Annotated in this window: 17 protein-coding genes; 13 read left to right on the forward strand and 4 right to left on the reverse strand. The window is 72.6% G+C overall.

The genetic code is table 11. The features are described from left to right. The first annotated feature begins 2 nt into the window (after window positions 1–2). From xerD to E3N83_RS04420, 5 genes are all read left to right on the forward strand, one after another. Window positions 3–932 (forward strand): site-specific tyrosine recombinase XerD, encoded by a 930-nt coding sequence (xerD, locus tag E3N83_RS04400; RefSeq protein WP_151082148.1) that lies wholly within the window; start codon window positions 3–5, stop codon window positions 930–932. Between the two features lie 235 nt (window positions 933–1,167). Then, window positions 1,168–4,062, forward strand: coding sequence for a sensor histidine kinase (locus E3N83_RS04405; RefSeq protein WP_151082149.1), 2,895 nt, complete (start codon window positions 1,168–1,170; stop codon window positions 4,060–4,062). Continuing rightward, on the forward strand, window positions 4,059–4,490 hold the full coding sequence (locus E3N83_RS04410; protein WP_151082150.1) for a roadblock/LC7 domain-containing protein: 432 nt from the start codon (window positions 4,059–4,061) through the stop codon (window positions 4,488–4,490). Before E3N83_RS04405 ends, E3N83_RS04410 begins: the two co-directional genes overlap by 4 nt. A gap of 9 nt (window positions 4,491–4,499) precedes the next feature. After that, window positions 4,500–4,883, forward strand: coding sequence for a DUF742 domain-containing protein (locus E3N83_RS04415; protein WP_151082151.1), 384 nt, complete (start codon window positions 4,500–4,502; stop codon window positions 4,881–4,883). Beyond that, window positions 4,864–5,466 carry a GTP-binding protein gene (locus E3N83_RS04420; RefSeq protein ID WP_202879321.1) on the forward strand — a complete coding sequence of 201 codons (603 nt, stop codon included), beginning with the start codon at window positions 4,864–4,866 and terminating at the stop codon, window positions 5,464–5,466. The genes E3N83_RS04415 and E3N83_RS04420 overlap by 20 nt, the downstream gene beginning before the upstream one ends. A gap of 45 nt (window positions 5,467–5,511) precedes the next feature. Here E3N83_RS04420 and E3N83_RS04425 read toward each other — a convergent pair whose 3' ends face one another. Continuing rightward, on the reverse strand, window positions 5,512–7,158 hold the full coding sequence (locus E3N83_RS04425; protein WP_151082153.1) for a fatty acid--CoA ligase: 1,647 nt from the start codon (window positions 7,156–7,158) through the stop codon (window positions 5,512–5,514). A 92-nt stretch (window positions 7,159–7,250) separates the two neighbouring features. Here E3N83_RS04425 and E3N83_RS04430 point away from each other — a divergent pair, with 92 nt between their 5' ends. Further along, window positions 7,251–10,400 carry an ATP-binding protein gene (locus E3N83_RS04430; RefSeq protein WP_151082154.1) on the forward strand — a complete coding sequence of 1,050 codons (3,150 nt, stop codon included), beginning with the start codon at window positions 7,251–7,253 and terminating at the stop codon, window positions 10,398–10,400. Here E3N83_RS04430 and E3N83_RS04435 read toward each other — a convergent pair. Beyond that, a complete protein-coding gene (locus E3N83_RS04435) occupies window positions 10,384–11,202 on the reverse strand; it encodes an ABC transporter permease (RefSeq protein ID WP_151082155.1) in 819 nt (272 codons plus the stop codon). The genes E3N83_RS04430 and E3N83_RS04435 overlap by 17 nt on opposite strands. Next, the gene (locus E3N83_RS04440) at window positions 11,199–12,206 is read right to left on the reverse strand and encodes an ATP-binding cassette domain-containing protein (protein WP_151082156.1); all 1,008 of its coding nucleotides are present in this window, start codon (window positions 12,204–12,206) and stop codon (window positions 11,199–11,201) included. Before E3N83_RS04440 ends, E3N83_RS04435 begins: the two co-directional genes overlap by 4 nt. A 141-nt stretch (window positions 12,207–12,347) precedes the next feature. Between E3N83_RS04440 and E3N83_RS04445 the strand changes: the two genes are divergently transcribed. Next, complete coding sequence (locus E3N83_RS04445; RefSeq protein ID WP_151082157.1) at window positions 12,348–13,448, forward strand: ROK family glucokinase; 1,101 nt, start codon at window positions 12,348–12,350, stop codon at window positions 13,446–13,448. A 4-nt stretch (window positions 13,449–13,452) separates the two neighbouring features. On the opposite strand, the gene E3N83_RS04450 is transcribed toward E3N83_RS04445, so the two are convergent. Further along, window positions 13,453–14,190 (reverse strand): GntR family transcriptional regulator, encoded by a 738-nt coding sequence (locus tag E3N83_RS04450; protein ID WP_238343065.1) that lies wholly within the window; start codon window positions 14,188–14,190, stop codon window positions 13,453–13,455. A 123-nt stretch (window positions 14,191–14,313) separates the two neighbouring features. Here E3N83_RS04450 and E3N83_RS04455 point away from each other — a divergent pair, with 123 nt between their 5' ends. The 6 genes from E3N83_RS04455 to E3N83_RS04480 all read left to right on the forward strand — a co-directional run bounded on the left by E3N83_RS04455 (window position 14,314) and on the right by E3N83_RS04480 (window position 20,949). Continuing rightward, a complete protein-coding gene (locus E3N83_RS04455; protein ID WP_238343066.1) occupies window positions 14,314–15,234 on the forward strand; it encodes a TIM barrel protein in 921 nt (306 codons plus the stop codon). Then, window positions 15,231–16,184, forward strand: coding sequence for a 5-dehydro-2-deoxygluconokinase (iolC, locus tag E3N83_RS04460; protein ID WP_151082159.1), 954 nt, complete (start codon window positions 15,231–15,233; stop codon window positions 16,182–16,184). Before E3N83_RS04455 ends, iolC begins: the two co-directional genes overlap by 4 nt. After that, entirely contained in the window at window positions 16,181–17,053 is an 873-nt protein-coding gene (locus tag E3N83_RS04465; protein WP_151082160.1) for a Cgl0159 family (beta/alpha)8-fold protein, read from the forward strand. The genes iolC and E3N83_RS04465 overlap by 4 nt, the downstream gene beginning before the upstream one ends. After that, window positions 17,053–17,934 carry a 5-deoxy-glucuronate isomerase gene (gene iolB, locus E3N83_RS04470; protein ID WP_151082161.1) on the forward strand — a complete coding sequence of 294 codons (882 nt, stop codon included), beginning with the start codon at window positions 17,053–17,055 and terminating at the stop codon, window positions 17,932–17,934. Before E3N83_RS04465 ends, iolB begins: the two co-directional genes overlap by 1 nt. After that, window positions 17,931–19,856 carry a 3D-(3,5/4)-trihydroxycyclohexane-1,2-dione acylhydrolase (decyclizing) gene (iolD, locus tag E3N83_RS04475; RefSeq protein ID WP_151082162.1) on the forward strand — a complete coding sequence of 642 codons (1,926 nt, stop codon included), beginning with the start codon at window positions 17,931–17,933 and terminating at the stop codon, window positions 19,854–19,856. Before iolB ends, iolD begins: the two co-directional genes overlap by 4 nt. A 106-nt stretch (window positions 19,857–19,962) precedes the next feature. Then, window positions 19,963–20,949: a substrate-binding domain-containing protein gene (locus E3N83_RS04480; RefSeq protein ID WP_151082163.1), complete on the forward strand. Its 987-nt coding sequence runs from the start codon at window positions 19,963–19,965 to the stop codon at window positions 20,947–20,949. The last annotated feature ends 65 nt before the right edge of the window (window positions 20,950–21,014 follow it).

The following is a 21,014-nucleotide window of genomic DNA, read 5'->3' on the forward strand; positions in this document are numbered from 1 at the left end:
GCTTGGCTGACGTCGCAGGCGCGCTGCGGACCTATCTCGACCACCTCACGGTCGAGCGGGGCCTCGCGGCGAACACCCTGTCGTCGTACCGACGCGACCTGCGCCGCTACCTCGGCTTCCTCGGCGGGGCCGGCATCGGTGACCTCGACGCGGTGACCGAGGCGGACGTGGCGGCGTTCCTGGTCCGCCTGCGCGAGGGCGACGCCGAGCACCCGCCCCTGTCGGCGACCTCGGCGGGGCGCACGGTCGTCGCGGTGCGCGGCTTCCACAAGTTCTGCGTCGCCGACGGCCTGGCCCGCGTCGACCCCGCGTCCGCCGTACGACCTCCGTCGCCGGCGCGGCGCCTGCCCAAGGCGCTGCCGCTGGCCGACATCGAGGCGATCCTCGACGCCGCGGGTGCGGCCGGCACCACCCTCGCGCTCCGCGACCGGGCGCTGCTCGAGGTGCTCTACGGCACCGGCGCCCGGATCTCGGAGGCGGTCGGGCTCGACGTCGACGACCTGGACCGGGTCGACGGCACGGTGCTGCTGCGCGGCAAGGGCGGCAAGGAGCGCCTCGTGCCGGTCGGCTCCTACGCCCTCGAGGCGGTTGACGCCTACCTGACACGGTCCCGGCCCGAGCTCGCCTCGACCGGTTCGACGGCGCGGGCCGGGGCCCTGTTCCTCAACGCCCGCGGCGGCCGGCTCTCCCGCCAGTCGGCGTGGACGGTGCTGGTCAAGGCGGCCGACCGGGCCGGCGTCACCCGTGACGTCTCGCCGCACACCCTGCGTCACTCGTTCGCCACCCACCTGCTCGAGGGAGGTGCCGACGTGCGCGTCGTGCAGGAGCTCCTGGGGCACGCGTCGGTGACCACGACGCAGATCTACACGCTGGTCACCGTCGACAACCTGCGCGAGGTCTTCGCCGCTGCGCACCCCCGCGCCCGCGCCTGACCCGGAGTGGCGCGGCGTCTAGTCAGTTCGGGCCATGGATAGTCCCCGTTCGGGCCACTTCTTTGCCATTTTGCCTTCCCAAATCGCGCCTGGTGCCTATGGTGGCAAAGCCGGGGAATGGGGCCCGGCCATCACTGACGCAGGTCGGCGGTGCGGGTAGGACTCAAGCTTTCCTGGAGTACCGTTGCTGAACATTCGTCGTGGCGCCATCTCGGGCGCGTCGTCAACGTTCCGTGTGTCGGAATGGTCGGTACGCCGCAAGGTCGTCGCCGTGCTCGCCGTCCCCGTCGCCCTGGCCGCCGTGTTCGGTGGCCTTCGTGTGTCCACCGAGCTGTCCTCGGCCAGCGACTACTCCGCGACCCAGCAGCACGCGGGGGTGATCGGCCCCGCCGTGGCCTACCTCGCCGCCTCGGAGCGCCTCACCCTGCCCGCGCCCCTGGCCGCCAAGATCGACTCCGCCGGCGGCAGCCCGACCCAGACCTTCGACGCCGCCGCGACCACCTTGAGGAAGGCGGCCGCCTCGGCCAACCTGACCCCGACCGAGGCCGGGCTCGTCAGCTCGCTCACCAAGATCGGCACCGAGCTCCGGACCGGCTCCGGCACCGGCCTCACGGCCACCAAGCCCGTGCAGCTCAGCGAGATGACGCGCTACACGACCGCCCTGATCAACGAGACGCTGAACACCAGCGGTGTGCCCGACCCCAACGTCGAGGGACTCGTGCAGGCACTCAACGCCCAGCTCTCGCTGACCAAGCAGCAGCTGCTGATCCAGAGCTCGACCCAGCAGTCGAGCCAGCTCGGCTCGGTCTGGTTGGCCGCCGAGGTCGGCGTCGAGGGCTCCGCGCTGAGCAACCTCCGGGCCGCGGCCGGTGGCAGCGGCAAGGTCTCCAAGCTGATCACGAGCAACAGCACCCGCCTCGGTGAGGCGACGACGAACAAGGTCCAGGACCTGGCGGCCCCGCCGACGGACTTCCTGCGCTACGAGGCTCTGAACGCGAGCCTGCTCGACGAGATCCACAGCCTGATCGCCACCCGCGCCTCGGACTCCAAGACCAGGGCGCTGACCGACACGGCGATCATCCTGGCCGCCCTGGTGGCGTCACTGCTCCTGGCGCTCCTGATGGCCCGCGCGCTGATCAACCCGCTGCGCCGGGTGCGCAACGGTGCGCTCGACGTGGCCCACGTCCAGCTGCCCGAGACCGTCAAGCGGATCCGGAACGGCCAGGAGCCGGAGGAGATCCAGCCGATCGCGGTCCACAGCAAGGAGGAGCTCGGTCAGCTCGCCCGGGCGGTCGACGACATGCACCGGCAGGCCGTCACCCTGGCGACCGGTGAGGCCCAGCTGCGTGCCCAGGTCGGCGCCATGTTCGTCACGCTGTCGCGCCGCAACACGACCCTGGTCAACCAGCAGCTCGCCCTGATCGAGTCGCTGGAGCAGGACGAAGAGGACCCGCAGCGTCTCGAGCAGCTGTTCAGCCTCGACCACCTGGCCACCCGGATGCGCCGCACCGCCGAGAGTCTGGTGATCCTGGGCGGTACCCAGGGCCGCACGGCCAGCTTCGAGGAGCTCAGCGTCTCCGACGTCATCCACGCCGCCGTCTCCGAGGTGCAGGACTACCAGCGGGTCCGCATCGACGCGGCCCCCGACCGGAGGATCTCCGGCCGGGCCGCCTCCGACGTGGTGCACCTGCTCGCCGAGCTGATCGACAACGCCCTGTCGTACTCGCCGCCCGGATCGCCGGTGGTGATCCAGGCCGCCGAGGAGACCGGACGCGTCGAGATCGAGATCCTGGACACCGGGCTCGGCATGGCCGGCGACGCCCTGGCCCAGGCCAACGAGGCGCTCAAGCAGGGCGGCGAGGTCACCGTCGACACCGCCCGCCGGATGGGCCTGTTCGTGGTCAGCCGCCTGGCGCACGAGCACGGCCTGCGGGTCAAGCTGCGCCGCAACACCACCGGTGGCGGCATCATCGCCACGATCATCCTGCCCGACGCCGTCCTGGCCTCCGAGCAGCCCGTGCACCACGCGTCCCTGATGGACGCGCCGGAGACCGTCGAGGAGGCTCCCGTCGCACCCGTCTTCGAGGACGAGCCGGACGAGGAGTACGACCCCTACCTCGAGCGGATCGAGGAGGCCATCGCCGCGGTGACCGGGCTGCCCCGCCGCCGCCCGGGCGCCAACGTCACCACCGACGCCCCGGTCGAGGCACCCGCCGCTGCGGTCAGCATGTTCGACGCCGCGCCCGAGCTGCCCGCCGGCTTCGAGCCGGTCGCGCTGCCCAGCCAGCTCGACGACCTCGAGAGCGGGCTCCCCGAGCCCGTCGCAGAGAACGACGCCACCGAGGAGGTCTCCGACCCGGAGGCCGCCGAGGACAGCGAGCCCGAGGAGACCCTCGCCGAGGTCGTCACGCCCGACTTCGGTGCCGAGCCGCCGGCCACCGACGACGAGCCCGCCACCGAGGTGGCCCAGCTCGACGACGTGGACGACGACGTGGACGACGACGTGGACGAGCCGGAGCCCGAGCACGAGGAGGTGGGTGACGCGGTCGTCGCGTCGTTCGGCTCGTCGTGGCGGCCCCAGCCCCTCGGCCAGCCGACCAGCGCCGGAACGCCGGCCGAGCCGGCGATCGTCGCCGCCGTGCCCGACCCCGCTCCCGTGTCGGAGCCCGCGCCCGCCGTGGCAACCGCACAGGACGTGCCGGTGCGCCTGACCATCCGTCGGCCACTGTCGGCGGCGCCCGCGGCCAGTGCCCTCGACGGCGAGCTCGTGCACGACGGCAACGAGCCGCCGGAGACCCCGATCTTCGGCCAGCTCCGCTCCAACTGGCTCAACGACGAGCCCGAGCGGCCCTGGACGTCCAACGAGGTCGAGCGCGGTTGGGAGACCGCGACCGAGGCCGAGACGGCGAGCACCGACACCAGGACCCGCACCGGTCTGCCCGTACGACGCCCCGGCGGCCGCCTGGTCCCCGGCGGCGTCACCCCCGAACCTGCCGCAATCGCCCGTGACCCGGAAGCGATCCGCAACCGCCTGGCCGCACACTCGGCCGGTGTCTCGCGCGGACGGGCTGCAGCAGCCGCACAACCCCTGCCCGAGAACTACGCGCACGAGGAGACTGGCCCAGCATGACCGAGAGCCTCCAGGTAGACCTGACCTCCGTCGGACCCGAGACGCGGGAGCTCGACTGGATCGTCAACCGATTCGTCGACAGCGTCCCGGGCGCCGCACACGCCGTCCTGGTGTCCGCGGACGGGCTGCTGATGGCAGCGAGCAACCGGCTTCCGGCCGACCGCGCCGAGCAGGTGGCCGCGGTCTCCTCCGGACTGGCCAGCCTGGCCACCGGTGCCGCGCGGCTCTTCGAGGGCGGTGCGGTCCTGCAGACCATCGTGGAGATGGAGAGCGGGTTCATGCTGCTGATGAGCGTCGGTGACGGCTCTCACCTGGCCGTGCTCACGCAGGCCACCGCCGACATCGGGCAGGTGGGCTACGAGATGGCCCTCATGGTCGAGCGCGTCGGCCAGATGGTCCAGGCCCAAGCCCGCGTGATCGGCGTCTGAGGAAGCCCCATGTCCAGCAACGAGCCCGAGGGCGACCAGAGACGAGCGGCCCCGCCGGCCGCCCGGATCGTGCGGCCGTACGCCCTGACGGCCGGTCGCACCCGCTCGGTGGTCGACCTGCCGCTGGAGGCGACACTGCGCCTCGACACCTCGGCCACCCGTCGTGCCTGGGGCGAAGACCTCCAGGGCCGGATCATCGGCGTCTGCGACTCCCGCTCCGTCGCCGAGTGCTCGGCACTGCTGACCACACCGATCGGCGTGATCCGGGTGCTGCTCGGCGACCTGGTCCAGCAGGGCTACGTCCACGTCCAGGCCACGATCACCGAGAACTCCACCGACGACGAACGCTATGACCTCCTCGAAAGGACCCTCCGTGGACTCCGCGCTCTCTAACGGCCGCCGTGCCGCCGCTTCGACGAAGATCGTCATCGCCGGCGGCTTCGGCGTCGGCAAGACCACGCTCGTGGGCTCCGTGTCGGAGATCGTGCCGCTGCGCACCGAGGCTCTGGTCACCAACGAGTCCGAAGGCGTCGACGACCTCGCCAGCACGCCGTCCAAGTCCACCACCACGGTGGCCATGGACTTCGGCCGGATCACCCTGGCCGAGGACATCGTGCTCTACCTGTTCGGCACCCCGGGGCAGAAGCGCTTCTGGTTCATGTGGGACGACCTGGTCCGCGGAGCGATCGGGGCGATCGTGCTGGTCGACACCGGCCGCCTCGACGCGGCCTTCGCGCCCCTGGACTACTTCGAGTCCAAGGACGTCCCGTTCATCGTGGCCGTCAACGACTTCGAGGGCGGGAACAAGTACCCGCTCCACGAGATCGCCGAGGCGCTCGCGCTTCCCGACGACGTACCCCTGATCAGCGTGGACGCGCGGGACCGCGAGTCGGCCAAGCGGGCCCTGGTGCGGGTCACGGAGTTCGCCCTGACGCGTCTCGCCGTGGCCTCGGCGCGGAAGATGGAAGTCTCCTGAGGATGCTGCCGGCCCGGTGAGCCGAGTGTCGTGACCTGACCCGACTCAGGGTCGGGTGATGTCGAGCGTGCCGTCGGCGAACTCCTTGCGGATCACCTTCTTGTCGAACTTGCCCACCGAGGTGCGCGGGACCTGCGGGATGAACGCCCAGGCGTCGGGGAGCTGCCACCTGGCGAACGACTGGGCGAGGTGGTCGCGCAGCTGCTCGACCGTGGCGCTCGCGCCCTCCCGGAGGACGACGGTCGCGAGCGGCCGCTCCTGCCACTTCTCGTCGGGGATGCCGACCACCGCCGCCTCGAGCACGTCGGGGTGGCTCATCAGGGCGTTCTCGAGGTCCACCGAGCTGATCCACTCACCGCCGGACTTGATCACGTCCTTGGCGCGGTCGGTCAGGGTGATGTAGCCGAGCTCGTCCAGGGTGCCGACGTCACCGGTGCGCAGCCAGCCGTCGTGGAACTTCGCCTCGGCCTCCGGGTCGTCGGGGTTGTAGTAGCTGCCGGTGACCCACGGCCCCCGCACCTCGAGCTCGCCGACGGACTCGCCGTCACGCGGAAGCTCCGTCGCGTCGTCGCCCACGATGCGCGCCTCGACCCCGCACAGCAGCCGGCCCTGTGATCCGCGGTACTTCCACTCGTCCTCACCGGTCACCCCGACCGGCACGGTCCCAGCGGACGCGACCGGAGAGGTCTCGGTCATGCCCCAGGCCTGCCGGACGTAGATGCCGTGCCGCTCCTGGAGCGCCTTCTGCAGCGCCACGGGTACGGCGGAGCCGCCGCACAGGATGAAGCGCAGCGAGTCCAGCTTCACGTCCTCGTGGGCGTCGAGGTAGTGCAGCACGTCGTTCCACACGGTCGGCACCGCCCCGGAGATGGTCGGGCGGCTCGCCTGGATGAACCTGACCATCGGCTCCGCCTGGAGCCACCGGTCGGGCATGCACAGCGAGGCGCCGGTCATCAGCGCGGCGTAGGCCAGGCCCCAGGCGTTCGCGTGGAACATCGGCACGATCGGCAGGATCCGGTCGTGGCAGGTGACGCCGCTGACGTTGCCGGTGCTGACCGCCAGCGAGTGCAGCCAGGCGGAGCGGTGGCTGTAGGCCACGCCCTTGGGGTTGCCGGTGGTGCCGGACGTGTAGCACATCGCGGCGGCGTCCCGCTCGTCCACGTCGGGCCAGTCGAAGTCGACCGGCTGCCCGTCCAGCAGGTCCTCGTACAGCAGCACCTCCTTGCCGGACGCCCGGAGCGAGTCGAGGTCCGCCTCCGCGGCCTCCGGGCCGGCGACGACCACGTGGGTCACCGTCGTCATCTCGCCGAGGTGCTTGGCCAGCAGCGGGACCAGCGAGTCGTCGACGATCACCACCTGGTCATCGGCGTGGTTGGCGATGTAGACCAGCTGCTCGGGGAAGAGCCGGATGTTGAGGGTGTGCAGGACCGCGCCCATGGACGGGACGGCGAGATAGGCCTCGAGGTGCTCCACGTTGTTCCACTGGAAGGTCGCCACCCGCTGGTCGGCGGTGATGCCCAGGCTGCGCAGACCGTGGGCGAGCTGCGCGGCGCGCCGCCCCAGCTCGGTGTACGTCGTGCTGCGGGTGCCGGTCGCCGTCGCGGTCACGACCTCGGCGTCCCCGTGGACGGTGGTGCCGTGCTTCATCAGAGAGCCGATGGTGAGCGGGACGTCCTGCATGGTGCTCTTCACGGTGGCTCCTCCGGATCGACGACGGGGCCATCTTCCCTCCCGGACGGTAGCGGCGCACCTGTCGGTCCACGACGGCTTCCTATGCTGGGCCGGTGACCATCCGGCTGCGGCTTCTCGGCGAGGTGTCGTACGACGGGCGCCCGGTCGCCGGTGGACGGCTCGCGGACCTGCTGGCCGCCCTGGCACAGCAACGCGCCGGGGCCGCCGACCACCGCCTCGTGGCCGAGATCTGGGGTGACGAGCCCCCCGCCGCACCGGGCAAGGCGCTGCAGGTGCTGGTCTCCCGGCTGCGCACCCAGGTCGGCGCCGAGGTCGTCGCGAGGTACGACGGCGGGTACCGACTCGCTCTGGCCGACGATGCGGTCGACGTCCGGGTGCTGGAACGTCTGGTGCGTGACGCCGCCCGCAGCCTGGCCGACGGCGACGCCGGCGAGGCCCTGGTCTGGGCCGACGCAGCCTCCGGGCTGGTGGCGTCGATCGGCGAGATCGGCGGGGACGGCCCCCTCGGCGACCTGCGCCGCTCGGCCGCGGCCCACGCCCCGGGTCTCGACCGGCTGCGGGCGCTGGCTCTCGGCCGCTCGGGTCGGGACTCGACGGCGGTCGACCTGCTCCGTCAGGTCCACGCCACCGACCCCGACGACGTCGAGGTGCTCGAGGCCCTGCTGCGCAGCGAGGCCACCGCGGTCGGGGTGCCCGCCGCCCTCGAGCGCTACGACTCCTACCGCCGCGACCTCGCCGACCGGCTCGGTGTCGACCCCGACGCCGCCCTGCGGCGCGTCCACCGTGAGCTGCTCGCGTCCGACGCCCCGGTACGGACCGGGGTCCGCTACGAGGCCGACGAGCTCCTCGGCCGCGAGGCGGACCTGGCCGGACTGCGCGTCCTTGTCCGGACCGGCCGGCTCACCACGATCCTGGGTCCGGGCGGCCTCGGGAAGACCCGGACCGCGCACGTCCTGGCCCGGGAGGCCACCCAGCCGCGGGTGCACTTCGTCGAGCTGGTCGGCATCTCCGCGTCCGAGGACGTCGTCTCGGAGGTCGGCACCGCCCTGGGCGTCCGCAACTCGGTGACCGGTCGTCGTACCCTCACCCCCGCGCAGCTGGCCGACGTCCGCGGCCGGATCGCCCAGGAGCTCGACACCGTCCCGACCCTGCTCGTGCTCGACAACTGCGAGCACGTGCTGGACGCCGCGGCCTCGCTCGTCGCCTTCCTGCTCGCCACCACCCGCGACCTGCGGATCGTCACCACGAGCCGCGCTCCGCTGGGGATCGCTGCCGAGCGGGTCTTCCTGCTCAGCCAGCTCGCGCCCGTTGACGGCGCCGAGCTGTTCCGCCGCCGGGCCCGCGCCGTCCGCCCCGACGTCGACCTGCCGGCCGAGGCCGTGGACGACGTCGTGGCCCGGCTGGACGGCCTCCCGCTCGCCGTCGAGCTGGCGGCGGCGCGGATCCGCACGATGTCCGTCGACGAGGTACGACGTGCGCTCGCCGACCGCTTCACCCTGCTGCGCGGGCACGACCGCAGCGCCCCGGCCCGGCACCAGACCCTGACCGCGGTGATCGGATGGTCGTGGGACCTGCTGGCGCCCGCCGAGCAGCAGGCGCTGGCCTGGCTGTCGGTGTTCCACGACGGCTTCTCGGCCGACGCCGCCTGCGTGGTGCTGGGACCCGACGGACCGGACCGGGTCGCGGCTTTGGTGGACCAGTCGCTGCTCACGGTCTCCGAGCACGACGGGGTGACCCGCTACCGGATGCTGGAGACGGTCCGGGAGTTCGGGACCCAGCGGCTCGCCGAGCAGCAGGCGACCGAGGAGGCACGGGCGGCGCAGACCCGCTGGGCCCTGGGGCTCGCGACGCAGGTGCGGCCCGAGGTGTTCGGCTCCCGCCAGATCGAGGCCATGGACCTGCTGTCGGCCGAGGAGGGCAACCTGACCGACGTGCTGCGCCGGTGCCTCCTGGCCGGCGACCCGGCGCACGCCGTACCCCTGCTGGCGGCCCAGGGTGCCCTGTGGGCGATCACCGGCAACCACCCACGCTTCTTCGCCCTGGCCGACCTCGCCGAACGCGTGGTGACCGACTGGGACCCGCCCCCCGAGCTGGTCCAGGTGACGCTCGAGGCGGTCGGGCTGCTGGTGGTCCACATCGGCTTCCTGCGCCCGGACGGGGTCGACGAGCTGACGGCGATGATGCAGCGACTGGGCCCCTGCGAGCAGCCGTGGACGCGGGTCATCCAGGCCCTCTTCGCCGCCGACGTCCCCCCGGCCGGGCGGGTCGCCGCCGCCCTGGCACTGGCCGACGACCCCGACCCGCGCACGGCGCTGACGGCCTGGCAGTGGGCGGCGGTGCTCGCGGAGAACCAGGGCGAGACCGACGCGGCCCGCACCTACGTCGAGAAGGCGCTCGACCGGGTGACCGAGGCAGCGACCCCCTGGCAGGTGGCGACCCTGCACGCGCAGCTGGCGATGCTGTGCTTCAACGCCGGGCGCCATCACGAGGCGGTCGAGCACGCCCGCGTCGCCGTGCCGCTGCTCGAGCGGCTCCACTCCGACGAGGACGCGCTCAGCATGCGCACCAGCCATGCGCTGGCAGCGCTCGAGGACGGCGACCTCGACGAGGCCGACCGACTGCTGGCGGCGTCGGGGGAGCCCCGTCCGACGGACCTGACCGGCGGCGTGGTGCAGCAGCAGGTGCGTGCCGAGCTGCTACTCGCCCGTGGCGAGGTCGCGGCCGCGCTCGACGCCTGGGCGGGGTCGGTGGAGAGCATGCGCGCGATGCGCTTCGCCGGGGTCGAGACCAACGGTCTGGAGCCGTGGGTCGCGGTGGCGCTCGGTACGGCGCTGACCGCGCACGTGCGGCACGCTCCGTCCGCAGCGCAGGAGGAGCGCACGGCCGTGCTGACCGGGGAGGCGGTGCGGGTGCTCACGGGGTTGCTGTCGGGCCCCGAGGGTGCGCTCGACTACCCGGTGGCCGGGATGCTGGTCGCCGCCCTGGGCGCCCGGGTGCTCGACACCGCGACTTCCAGCGAGGAGCGCGACGCCGGCGTACGCCTGCTCGCCCAGGCTCTCGCCTTCGGCTACAACCGGTGGTTCCCGGTGCTCGCCTGGCCGCCGCTGCGGGACCGCGCCGAGCTGGCGGCGCCCGGACGCCTCGCCGAGCTGGCCGAGGAGTACGCCGCGCGGCGTGGCGCCGAGCTGCACGCCGAGGTGCTCGGGGCGCTGACCGGCGCCGGGCTCACATCTTCCGGGTGAAGCTGCGCACCGACAGCGGGGCGAAGATCGCCACGACGACCGCGCAGCCGAGGAGGGCCCATGCCGCGTCGGCCCCGACGTGGCCGTTGTTGGCCAGGTCGCGGATCGCGGTGATGACGTGGGAGACCGGGTTGGCGTCGGCGAAGACCCGCAGCCAGTCGGGCATGGTCGAGGTCGGCACGAACGCGTTGGACAGGAAGGTGAGCGGGAACATCACCATCAGCGACGTGGCCTGCACGCCCTGGGCCGTGCGCCCGACGGTGCCGAACCAGGTGAAGATCCACGCCATCGACCAGCCCGCGACGATCCCGAACAGGATCGCGCCGGCCACGCCGAGCACGCCGCCGCCGGGCCGGTAGCCCAGGGCGATGCCGGTGCCGAAGGTCAGGGTGCTGGCGATCGCGTAGCGCAGCATGTCGGCGACCATCGGGCCGGCCAGGGGTGCGATCCGGGAGATCGGCAGCACCTTGAACCGGTCGAAGACGCCCTTGTCCATGTCCTCCCGGAGCTGGACGCCGGTGGCGACGCAGGCGGTCAGCACCGTCTGGCCGACCAGGCCCGGGATGATCACCGGCAGGTAGTCGGTGACGCTGCCGGAGACCGCGCCGCCGAAGATGCCCGCGAACATCGCGGTGAACAGCAGCGGCTGGATGGTCACGTCGAAGAGCTGCTCGAAGTTGCGGCGCATCTTCATGGTGGCGCGCCAGGCCAGGGTCATGGTCTGGCTGAGGGTGGCCCGCAGGCTCACGTGGGGCGACAGGCCGGCGCCGGGGTCGCGGAGGTGGGTGGTCAGGGCGGTCATCGGACGTTCTCCAGTACGGGTGAGTCGGTGGGGGAGTCGGACGGGTCGGTGTGGTCGCCGGCCCCGTGGCCGGTCAGGGCCAGGAAGACCTCGTCGAGGGACGGCTTCTGGACGCTGACCGACTCGATCGCGATGCCTCGCTCGCGGAGGGCGACCAGGACGTCGACGGCCTGGTCGCTGCGCTGCAGCGGCACGGTCAGCCGGCGCGACTCCGGCGAGAGGGCCGGGGCCTCGCCGCCGATCAGCCGGTGCGCGATCTCGACCGCGACCGGCAGCTGGTGGTGGTCGGCGAGGCTGAGCTGGAGCGTCGAGCGGCCGACCGACGACTTCAGCTCGTCGGAGGTGCCCTCGGCGACCTTGCGGCCGTGGTCGATCACCGCGATCCGGTCCGCGAGCTGGTCGGCCTCGTCGAGGTACTGGGTGGTCAGCAGCACCGTGCAGCCGTTGGCGACGAGGTCGCGGATGGTGTCCCACATCTGGCCGCGGGTGCGCGGGTCCAGCCCGGTCGTCGGCTCGTCGAGGAAGATCAGGGGCGGGCGAGTGATCAGGCTCGCCGCCAGGTCGAGCCGGCGGCGCATCCCGCCGGAGAACGCCGAGATCGGCTTGCTCGCCGCATCGGTGAGGTCGAACTGCTCGAGCAGGCTCGCGGCCGTGCTGCGCGCCGTACGACGGTCGACGCCCTGGAGCCGGGCGAAGAGCCAGAGGTTCTCGGTCGCGGTGAGGTTCTCGTCCACCGAGGCGTACTGGCCGGTGACCCCCAGGAGCTGACGCACGACGTGCGGCTCGTGGCGGACGTCGTGGCCGAAGACCTCGGCGGAGCCGCCGTCGATCGGCAGCAGGGTGGCCAGCATCTTCAGCATCGTGGTCTTGCCGGCGCCGTTGGGCCCGAGCACGCCGAAGACCTCGCCACGTCGTACCTCGAGGTCGATGCCGTCGACGGCGCGCTGGTCGCCGAAGGTCTTGAGGAGGTCCCGGGCGAGGACGGCCGGAGTGGTGTCGTTCATGGGGAGGAGTCTGCGGCCCGCCGGTTTCACCGCGGTTTCACCGAACCTGCACGGGGCCTGCACGGGGCCTGCACCCTGCCCGCTCCGGCCGGTTCCGGGCGGTGGGGGCGCAGCAGTGCCGGCTCAATTACCCTGAGGGCCATGTCCGACGACGTCGTCGCCCCCCGGCGAGCCCGCGCCTCGCGCTGGGAGCCGCTCACGGTCGGCATCGACATCGGTGGCACCAAGGTCCTCGGCGCCGTCGTGGACTCGACCGGTGCGGTGATCGCGGTCGAGCGCCGGCCCACCGAGGGGCACGACGTCCGGGCCGTCGAGGACACCATCGTCGACCTCGTCGAGGGCTTCGCGCGGGAGTACGACGTGGCGGCGGTCGGCATCGGAGCGGCCGGCTTCGTCGACGTCACCCGCACGATCGTGATGTTCTCCCCGCACCTGAACTGGCGCCGCGAGCCGCTGCGCGCCCAGGTCGCCGAGCGGGTGCGGCTGCCGGTGGTGGTCGACAACGACGCCAACACCGCGGCCCTGGCCGAGTGCCGGTTCGGGGCCGGTCGCGGGCACCGCTTCGTGCTCTGCGCGACGCTCGGCACCGGGATCGGTGGGGCGCTGGTCTTCGACAACCGCGTCTACCGCGGGGCCAACGGCATGGCCGGCGAGTTCGGCCACATGCAGGTGGTGCCCGACGGCCATCGCTGCGAGTGCGGCAACCGCGGCTGCTGGGAGCAGTACGCGTCGGGCAACGCGCTGGTCAGGGACGCCCGCGAGCTGGTGCGGGCCGGCTCGCCGATGGCGCAGCACCTGCACGACCTCGTGGACGGCGACGCGTCGCTGCTGGAGGGACCGCAGATCACCCAGGCCGCCCGCGACGGCGACCCGCTCTCGATCGAGCTGCTCGCCGACGTGGGGCGCTGGCTCGGCGTGGGGCTGGCCGGGATGGCCGCCGCCTTCGACCCGGGCTGCATCATCATCGGTGGCGGTCTCTCCGAGGCGGGCGACCTCCTGATCGGGCCGACCCGCCAGGCGTTCGCCCGCTCGCTGACCGGTCGCGGGCACCGGACGGAGCCGGAGATCCTCCAGGCGGCGCTCGGCCCCAACGCCGGCTTCATCGGGGCGGCCGACATGGCGCGCTCGGCGGCCCGGCGCTCCCGTCGCGGCCGGGTACGACGTACCACCCGCGCCGGGCGTCCGCGTCGTCGCCTGTTCGAGATCCTGACCGAGGTGCCGGCCGACCGCGAGACGCGCTAGCGGGTCAGCGGTCCACCAGGGTCGCCTCGTAGGCGTAGCGGTCGGGGCGGTAGAGGTGCATGCCGTACTCGACGGCCCGCCCCTGGTCGTCGTACGACGTGCGCTCCATGGTCAGCACCGGGTCGCCGCGGTGGATGCCGAGCAGCTTCGCCTCCCGGTTGTCGACGACCCGCGCGCCGATCACCTGGTGGGCGACCCGCAGGTTGATCGCCTGGGCGCGGAAGTGCTCGTAGAGGCCGACCGCCTCCAGGTCGAGGAACGACAGGTTGGTGACGCTCTCGGGGACCAGGTTGCACATCAGGGCCAGGGGCTCGCCCTTGACCGACCGGAGCCGCTCGAGGCGCCAGACCTGCCGGCCGGCGGGGAGGTTGAGCCGGGTGGCGGCGGCCTCGTCTGCGTCGACCAGCTCGAGGCCGAGCACCTTCGTGGCCGGGCGGTGGCCGCTACGGGTCAGGTCGTCGTACAGGCTGGTCAGCTCGACGGTACGACGGATCGGGGCGTTGACCACCTGCGTGCCGACACCGCGCTTGCGCACGAGCAGGCCCTTGTCGACCAGGGTCTGGATCGCCTGCCGCACGGTCGGCCGCGAGAGCCCGAGCTGGTCGGCCAGGGCCACCTCGTTGGCGATCCGGTCACCGGGCAGCAGCAGGGCGTCCTGGATCGCGCGCTCGATCTGCTCGGCCACCTGGAAGTACAGGGGCACGGGACTGGACCGGTTCACGACGACCTCGGGCAGCGGCACGCCGTCCTCCTGGTTCGGCAGCGGGTGACCAACATCAGGAAGCATGGGGGCGGCATGTCCGTACGTCAATATGTCAGGACAAACTGTTGACACGTCCACCGGCGTGTGACGACAATCTCCCCCGTGAGCCCCGAGACGACCGCCGCGCGCACCCTCGATGCCGCGGCGGGGGACTCGGTCCGCGACCGGATCGCCGGTGCCCCGATCTCGTGGGGCGTGTGCGAGGTGCCCGACTGGGGCTTCCAGCTCGACGCGGACGCGGTGCTGTCCCAGATGCGCGACCTCGGCCTGGCCGCCACCGAGTTCGGCCCGGACGGGTTCCTCGAGATCGCGCCCGCGGCCAGGGCCGCCCAGCTCGCGTCGTACCGGCTCCGCGCGGTCGGCGGCTTCCTGCCGATCCTGCTGCACGACCCGTCGTACGACCCGCTGCCCGAGGTGGAGCGCTTCATGGACGGCTGCGTCGCCTGCGGCGCGGGGGTCGTGGTGCTCGCCGCGTTCACCGGCGTGGCGGGGTACGACGCCCGGCCGGCGCTCGGCGACGACGGCTGGCGGGTGCTGCTGGGCAACCTCGACCGGATCGCCGACCTCGCACGGAGTCGCGGCCTGGTCGCGGCACTGCACCCCCACGTCGGCACCATGGTCGAGTCCGGTGCGGAGACCGAGCGGGTGCTCGCCGGCTCGCGGGTCGGACTCTGCGTCGACACGGGTCACCTCCTCGTCGGCGGTGCCGACCCGGTCGCGATCACCGCGGCACATCCGGAACGGGTCGTCCACGTGCACCTCAAGGACGTCGACGCCGCGATGGCGGCCCGGGTGCGGGCCGGCGAGGTCACGTTCGGGGACGCGGTGCGGGACGGGATGTTCCGACCCCTCGGAGCCGGTGACGTCGACATCGAGACGATGGTCGCCGTGCTGGAGACGGCGGGCTACCGCGGCTGGTACGTCCTGGAGCAGGACGTCAAGCTGCACGGCCCCGAGCAGCGCGACGACCCGCTCGCCGACGTCCGGACCAGCCTGGCCTACCTCTCCCGGTTGGCCGGATGACCTCCGCCGGGCATCTCGAGGTGCTGACCATGGGTCGGGTGGGGGTGGACCTCTACCCCGACCAGAGCGGCACCCGCCTCGAGGACGTCTCGACGTTCCACCGGTTCCTGGGCGGCAGCGCGACCAACGTGGCGGTCGCCGCCGCGCGGCACGGACGCGCAGCCGGGCTGATCACCCGTACCGGCGACGACCCGTTCGGTCGCTACGTCCACCGTGCACTCCGCGACTTCGGGGTCGACGACCGGTTCGTCACTCCGGTGCCCGGCATCCCGACGCCGGTGACGTTCTGCGAGATCTTCCCGCCCGACGACTTCCCGATCTACTTCTACCGCTACCCGACCGCCCCGGACCTCCAGATCCACGCCGACGACCTCGACCTCGACGCCGTGGCCGCCGCCGACGTGTTCTGGGTGACGGTGACCGGGCTGTGCCAGGAGCCGTCCCGCTCGGCGACCATGGCGGCGCTCGAGGCCCGCGGCGACCACGGCCTCACCGTCCTCGATCTCGACTACCGGCCGGTCTTCTGGTCGTCTGCGCAGGAGGCGCACCGCCACGTCGCGGCAGCGCTGCCGCTGGTCGACGTCGCGGTCGGGAACCGCGAGGAGTGCGAGGTCGCCGTGGGCACCCGCGACCCCGAGGCGGCTGCCGCAGCGCTGCTCGACGCCGGCCTCGATCTGGCGGTGGTCAAGCAGGGCCCGGCCGGCGTGCTCGGCGTGAGCCGGGAGGAGGCGGTGCTGGTCCCGCCGGTGCCGGTCGACGTCGTGAACGGTCTCGGCGCCGGTGACGCCTTCGGTGGCGCACTGTGCCACGGGCTGCTCGCGGGCTGGGGCCTCGAGCGGACCCTGCGCTTCGCCAACGCGGCCGGAGCGGTCGTCGCCGGGCGGCTCGCCTGTGCCGACGCGATGCCGACGACGGCCGAGCTGGACGAGATCCTCGGGAGCCCGGCGTGAGCCCCGACGTCCGTGACCTGGTCCGGATCCGGGCCGAGCAGCCCGGCTCCATCGCCGAACGGGCCGCGGCCCGACGGGTGCCGGCCGGGCTCACCGGCAGCACCGGACGGCTGTTCCTGGTCGCGGCTGACCACACCGCCCGCGGCGCGCTCCGCGCGGGCGACGACCCGACGGCGATGGGCAACCGGTTCCGGCTGCTGGAGCGACTGGCGACGGCGTTGTCACGACCCGGGGTCGACGGGGTCCTGGCGACGCCCGACATCATCGAGGACCTGCTCCTGCTCGGCGCTCTCGAGGACAAGGTCGTGGTCGGCTCGATGAACCGGGGCGGCCTGGCCGGCACGTCGTTCGAGATCGACGACCGGTTCACGGCGTACGACGCCGATGCGCTGGCGAGGATGGGACTCCAGGGCGGCAAGATGCTGCTGCGGATCGACCCCGACGACCCGGCCACCGCGCCGACCCTGGCCGCCTGCGCCGCCGCCGTCGGCGACCTCGCCGCCCACGGGTTGATGGCGATGGTCGAGCCGTTCATCTCCCACCGCGTCGACGGGCGGGTCCGCAACGACCTCGCGGCGGACGCCGTGGTCCGCTCCGCGACGGTCGCGGCCGGCCTCGGCTGGACCAGCGCCCACACCTGGCTCAAGCTCCCCGTCATCGACGACATGGACGCCGTGCTGGCCGCCACCACCCTGCCCGTGGTGCTGCTCGGCGGCGAGGTCGCGGCCGACCAGGACGCCCAGTTCGCGCTGTGGCAGAAGGCCCTGGACAACCCCCAGGTGCGCGGCATGGTGGTCGGCCGGTCGTTGCTCTACCCGCCCGACGGCGATGTCGCGAGCGCCGTGGACGCCGTCGTGGAGATGATGTGATGAGCACCGGGTCGGCAGCCACCGTCGAGCGCCATCTGCGGCGCGGCGACGGGCCGCTCGTGGTCACCCCCGAGTCGGCGGGCTGGACCTACTCGGGCCTGGCCGTGGTCGACCTGGGGCCGGGGCAGTCGACGACGTGGCACACCGGGCCGGCCGAGACCCTGGTGCTGTCGCTGTCCGGATCGTGCTCGGTGAGCTGCGAGGGCGAGACCCTCGTGGTGCAGGGGCGGCCGGACGTCTTCACCGGACCCAGCGACTTCGTCTACCTGCCCCGCGACGCCGAGGCGGTGGTCACCAGCGTCGCGGGTGGCCGCTTCGCCCTCCCGTCGGCGGTGTGCCGCGGCCGGCTGCCCTTCCGGCACCAGCCCGCGAGCGCCGTACCGGTGGAGCTGCGCGGGGCCGGGGCCGCCAGCCGGCAGGTCAACAACTTCTGCACCCCTGACGCCTTCGAGGCCGAGGCCCTGATCGCCTGCGAGGTGCTCACGCCCGGCGGCAACTGGTCGTCGTACCCCCCGCACAAGCACGACGAGGCCTCGGCCGACGAGAGCGAGCTGGAGGAGATCTACTACTTCGAGGTCGCCGACGGGCCGGAGGGCCCGGGCCTGGCCTACCAGCGCGTCTACGGTCACCCGGGCAAGGACATCGACGTGCTGGCCGAGGTCCGCACCGGGGACGTCGTGCTGATCCCCTACGGCTGGCACGGTCCCTCGATCGCGGTGCCCGGCTACGACCTCTACTACCTCAACGTGATGGCCGGGCCCGGCGACGAGCGCGCCTGGCGGATCTGCGACGACCCCGCTCACGGCTGGGTCCGCGACACCTGGGCCGACCAGGCGATCGACCCGCGGCTCCCGTTCGGCAGCGAGGGGGAGGGCCGATGAGCGTCCGACTGACAGTGGCCCAGGCGATCGTGCGCTTCCTGGAGGTGCAGTACGTCGAGCGCGACGGCGTCGAGACCCCGTTCTTCGCGGGCTGCTGGGGCATCTTCGGGCACGGCAACGTCGCCGGAGTCGGTCAGGCGCTGCTCGAGCGCGAGAGCGCCGAGAACGCCGGCTCGGCCGAGCACGTCCTGCGCTACCACCAGGCCCGCAACGAGCAGGCGATGGTGCACGCCGCCGTCGGCTACGCCCGGCACCGCGACCGGCTCTCCGCGTTCGTCTGCACCGCGTCGGTCGGCCCCGGCTCGACCAACATGGTGACCGGCGCGGCCCTGGCGACGGTGAACCGGATCCCGGTGCTGCTGCTGCCCGGCGACGTCTTCGCCACCCGGGCCGCCAACCCGGTGCTCCAGGAGATCGAGGACCCACGGTCGTACGACGTGAGCGTCAACGACTGCTTCAAGCCGGTCTCCCGCTACTGGGACCGGGTCAACCGGCCCGAGCAGCTGCCCTCGGCGCTGCTGGCCGCGGTCCGGGTGCTCACCGACCCGGCCGAGACCGGCGCCGTCACCCTGGCCCTGCCGCAGGACGTGCAGGCCCAGGCCTGGGACTGGGAGGACGACCTGTTCGCCCGGCGGGTGTGGCACGTGTCCCGCCAGGTCGTGGCCGACGACGCGCTGGCCCGGGCCGCCGCTGTCGTGAGGAGTGCCCGCCGGCCGCTGCTCGTGGCGGGCGGCGGCGTCATCTACTCCGACGCCGGCGACGCCTTGCGCGCCTTCGTCGAGGCGACCGGCATACCCGTCGCCGAGACGCAGGCCGGCAAAGGCAGCCTGCGCTTCGACCACCCCCTGGAGGTGGGTGCCGTCGGAGCGACCGGCACCACGGCGGCCGACGCCCTGGCTGCGGAGGCGGACGTCGTGATCGGCGTGGGCACCCGCTACAGCGACTTCACGACCGGGTCCCGCACGGTGTTCGCCGATCCCGGCGTCCGCTTCGTCAACCTCAACGTCACCGGCTTCGACGCCTACAAGCTCTCGGGGGAGGCGCTGGTCGGCGACGCCCGCCGCGGGCTCGAGCAGCTCGGCGACGCGCTGACCGGGTGGCGAGCACCGGCCGAGCACTCCGAGCGGGCCGGTCGGCTGGCCCGCGAGTGGGACGACGTGGTGCAGGCCTCCTACGACCTCCAGCACGAGCCGCTCCCGGCGCAGTCCGAGGTGCTCGGCGTGGTGAACCGGCTCACCCGCGACCAGGACGTCGTCGTGTGCGCGGCCGGGTCGATGCCGGGCGACCTGCACAAGCTGTGGCGCACCCGCGACCGCAAGGGCTACCACGTCGAGTACGGCTTCTCGTGCATGGGCTACGAGATCGCGGGCGGCCTGGGCGTGAAGCTGGCGGTGCTCGACGCCGGCGAGGACCGCGAGGTCGTCGTCATGGTCGGCGACGGGTCCTACCTGATGATGTCCCAGGAGATCGTCACCGCGGTGCAGGAGGGGGTGAAGCTGATCGTGGTCCTCGTGCAGAACCACGGCTTCGCCTCGATCGGGGCCCTCTCGGAGTCACTGGGGTCCCAGCGGTTCGGCACCTCCTACCGCTACCGCACGCCGACCGGGCTGGACGGCGACCACCTCCCGGTCGACCTGGCCGCGAACGCCGCCAGCCTCGGTGCCCGGGTGATCTCGGTCGCCGACATCGCCGAGCTGGAGAAGGCGTTCGCCGACGCCCAGGCCGCGGAGGTCACCACCGTCATCCACGTGGAGACCGATCCGCTGGTGCCGGCCCCCGACAGCCCGGCCTGGTGGGACGTGCCGGTCTCCGAGGTCGCCGACCTGGCGTCGACCCGCGAGGCGCGCACGACGTACGACGTACAGAAGGCGCGTCAGCGCAGCCACCTGCGGCCCATCCCGACCCCGGGCGACCCACCATGAGGGCCGGCCTCGGAGCACCAGCGTTCGCACGTCCCGACGAGCCATCCGGCTACCAGGGTCACCAACAAGAGAAACCCGCGAGAAGCGGTCGACAAGGAGAACACGCATGAAGATCCGACGGTTACTCACCGCTGGAGTCGCAGCCGGACTGCTCGTGCTCACGGGCTGTGGGGCGAGCAACAGCAGCGCCCCGAAGGCCGACTCGAACAGCACCGGGACCACCAGCGCGTCGAGCGGGTTCCGCATCGACGTGATCACCCACGGTGCCCCCGGCGACTCCTTCTGGGACGTCGTCAAGGCCGGTGCCGTCCAGGCCGGCAAGGACGAAGGCCTCGACCTGCACTACCAGAGCGACCCCGACGTGGGGAAGCAGGCGACCCTGATCGACAACGCGGTCGCAGCCGGCACCGACGGGCTGGTCGTGTCGATGGCCAACCCGGACGGACTGAAGAGCAGCATCCAGGCGGCCGTGGCCGCGGGCATCCCGGTGGTCACCATCAACTCGGGCATCGACCAGTGGAAGCAGTACGGCGCGATCACCCACGTCGGCCAGAGCGAGACCCTCGCCGGTGAGGCCGCTGGTCAGCGGCTGTCCGACGACGGTCTGAAGAACGTGCTCTGCGTGATCCAGGAGGCCGGGAACGTCGGCCTCGAGCAGCGCTGTGCCGGTGCCAAGTCGAAGTTCTCCGGCACCATGACCAACCTCCAGGTCGACAACACCGACCTGGCCGGCTCCGAAGCGACCATCGAGTCCAAGCTCCAGGCCGACCCGAGCATCGACGGGATCCTGTCGCTGGGTGGCGACATGTCCGGCCAGGCCGTCAAGGCCGTGGCCGCCACCGGTGCCAACGTCACCGTGGGCACGTTCGACGTGAACGCCGACGTCGTGCAGAACGTGATCGATGGCAAGATCGAGTTCGCCATCGACCAGCAGCCCTACGCACAGGGCTACATGGGCGTCACGGCCGTCTACCTGAAGAACCTCGACGGTCTCGACATCGGTGGCGGGCAGCCGGTCTACACCGGTCCGGCCTTCATCACCAAGGACAACGCCTCGGCGGTCCTGAAGTTCGCTCAGGCGGGTACCCGCTGAGCCAGCGGTCGGTGGTCCGGACCCGTGTGGTCCGGACCACCGACCGGGCACCTGTTCCACCGCAG

Source organism: Nocardioides cynanchi, from assembly GCF_008761635.1.
GTDB classification, from domain to species: domain Bacteria; phylum Actinomycetota; class Actinomycetes; order Propionibacteriales; family Nocardioidaceae; genus Nocardioides; species Nocardioides cynanchi.